The sequence below is a fragment of the Anaerofustis butyriciformans genome, assembly GCF_036289385.1.
Lineage (GTDB): Bacteria > Bacillota > Clostridia > Eubacteriales > Anaerofustaceae > Anaerofustis > Anaerofustis butyriciformans.
The window spans coordinates 1-2,592 of record NZ_JAYFFH010000014.1; the positions used below are offsets into that span (position 1 = coordinate 1).

Annotated in this window: 2 protein-coding genes; both read left to right on the top strand. The window is 28.7% G+C overall.

The window, feature by feature from the left end:
• On the top strand, positions 1 to 2,010 hold a 2,010-nt coding region (locus tag V2W16_RS11085), incomplete at its 5' end, for a hypothetical protein (protein ID WP_329385896.1).
• Positions 2,011 to 2,039: 29 nt separating this feature from the next.
• On the top strand, positions 2,040 to 2,592 hold a 553-nt coding region (locus V2W16_RS11090), incomplete at its 3' end, for a TFIIB-type zinc ribbon-containing protein (protein ID WP_329385899.1).

Consider the following 2,592-nt stretch of genomic DNA (forward strand, 5'->3'; position numbering starts at 1 on the left):
GTTTTAATACCTGCGTACAGAGACATGGACCCATATGATTTACCAGAAGAATTTTCAAACCTGCAAGCACAAGATATGAGCAAATTAGGTTTTATGCAGGACTTAATAAGAGGAATAGATAAAATTCTTGGACAAGAAGAAGATATAACATCACAAAAAATTATTTTAAATGAAAATGTAAGTGTTGACAATCTAATAAAGAGAATTGAGTTGTTTCTTGAAGATAAGGACTTTGAGAGTGCCAGTGAGTACTGTGAAAGAGTTCTTGATATGGAACCTGAAAATGCAAAAGCGTATCTTTATAGACTTTTAATTGAGTATGGTTTGTCAACATTAGAGGAATTAAAAGAATGTAACGAAGATTTTTCTTTAAGCTCTAACTATAAAAGAGTGATGAGTTTTGGGGATGAAGATATTAAACAAGAATTATATTCATGTGTTGAAAGTAATAAATATAATATGAAAAAAGCAGAAAATGACGTTGTTTATAATGCTTGTTTAAGAAAAATAAAATATGCACAAACAATAGAAGATTATCAAGAGATTATAGACGAAATTGAACAATTTTCTGAATTTGAATATTCATTAGAGTTATTAAATAGATGTCATGATGGAATAAATAAAATAATTTATGATAGAGCTTTAGCCGAAAAAGGAAAGAAAACTGTAGAAGGTTATAAAAAAACTATTGAGATGTTGCAACAAATTAAAGGTTGGGGCAATGTTGATAATGAAATTGAAGAATGTAAAAGAAAAATTGAAGAATTTGATAAGAAAAGAAAATCAAAAGATAATAATTATGAAAAAGTAAAAAACATACAAAAGAAAATTGCTTATATTCTTTTTCCTGTAATGGCAGTAATTATTATTGTATTGTTTGTGCATGATATGTATATTAATCCTGAAAAAGATTATAAAAAAGCAATGGAATATGTTCAAATGGGTGATTATGATTCTGCTCTTTATTATTTTGAGTTAGCAGGAGATTATAGTGATGCAAGATATCAGCATGATAAATATTATTCAATGCTTAAGTATGAAGAAGCTGCTTCTTATGAAAAAAATAAAGATTATGGTAAGGCTGCAATTTATTATAAAGAAGCGGGAGATTATAAAGATGCGAAAAGAAAACAGCAAGAGTGTTTTTCTAAAGTTGGAGTAAAAAAACATACGGTTGACTTTATTGATAATAATATTATAGCAGTAAAAAATGATGGTACAGTTTTCTATAATGGTGATTTGTTTGAATATGTAGGAAATGAAAACAATCATAATGAAACTAACATTTCTGAATGGAGAGATATTGTTTCTGTTTCTATATGTGATGATTTTGTTGTAGGTTTACAATCTAATGGAGATGTAGTTTTAAAACATTTAAGTAGCTATTATGATCAATCTTACGATTTAAGAGAATGGAATAATATAAAAGAAATATCTTCAAGTAGCGATTACCTTGTAGGTTTAAAAGCAGATGGCACAGTAATGGTGTTAAATGATGAGGATGGATTGTTTAGTAATGTTTCTAACTGGACAAATATTGTAGATATTGATGTAAGTAATAATCATATTGTAGGGCTTAAAGCTGATGGGACTGTTGTTGCCTGCGGAGATAACAGCAACGGACAGTGCGATGTAGAATATCTAAATGATATAAAAAGTATATGTGTTGATGATTATTCTACAGTTTGTGTAACAAAAGATAACAATGTTAAAGTTGTGGGTTTTTCTGATTATGAAGAGGATATAGTAAATTGGAAAGATATTAAGGAAATTTCAATTAGTGAAAATCATATTATTGGCTTAAAATTGAATGGAAAAGTTGTTGCTGTTGGTAATAATGATTATTCTCAATGTGATTTACAAAATTGGAAAAATATTGAAAAAGTATATGCTGGTAAATATTATTCTTTAGGTATTGATGAAAAAGGTAAAATTTTTGTTAAAGGACAAGAATATGATGAAATTATGGAATTAAATGATAGAGACGATATTATGATTCTTAAAGAATAATTTCATATAAGAAAGAGTTAGGGGAAAAGATGGCAGAGTATAAATGTAAGATGTGTGGCGGCACGTTAAGAATAGAAGAAAATCAAGAGGTAGGAGTATGTGAGTATTGCGGTACAAAACAGACATTACCTCTATTAAATGACGAAAAAAGAGAAAATTTATATAATGCAGCCAGTGAACTAAGAAGGAATAACGAATACGATAGAGCATTAAAGGTATATGAAAGTATATTGGAAGATGACAGCACAGATGCAGAGGCCTATTGGTGTTTGGTATTATGTAAATATGGAATAGAATATGTAGAAGATCCAATAACACAAAAAATAGTACCTACAATAAATAGAACCCATTATACATCAGTATTTGCAGATGGAGACTATAAACTTGCAATAAAATATGCAAGTGAAGAACAAAAGAGAATATACGAAGAACAGGCAAGAGAAATAGACGAGATACAAAAGGTGATACTTGAAATATCAAAGAAAGAAGAACCTTTTGATGTATTCATATGTTATAAAGAAACGGATAAGAATGGAAGAAGAACAAGGGATTCAGTACTGGCTACAGAACTATATCATGAAT